At 59.1% G+C, this 215-nt stretch carries 1 protein-coding gene; it reads right to left on the bottom strand.

The window, feature by feature from the left end:
• A partial coding sequence (locus ACYP5B_RS43140; RefSeq protein ID WP_459573691.1) for a hypothetical protein occupies positions 1-215 on the bottom strand: 215 nt, incomplete at both ends.

Here is a 215-nt window from a genome sequence, read left to right as displayed (position 1 = left end):
TCGGAAATCCTGGAAATTCAGGGATTCAAACAAGGCGACTACGTCGTCAATCGCGTTTTCTAACTGGGAGTTCAACAAACCATGTTCCGTTCCAACCGACCAGCGGGGATGCAGCTCAACGCCGCCCGCACCCGTTCGCAGCAGACTGCCCTGGTGCTGGGCGCGACGCTTCTCCTGTGCGCCCAGAGCGCATTCGCTGCCGACCTCGGTCTCTT

Source organism: Cupriavidus sp. 8B (genome assembly GCF_054589115.1).
Note: the sequence above shows the minus strand (reverse complement) of the source record. Positions and strands in the feature narration are given on the sequence as shown.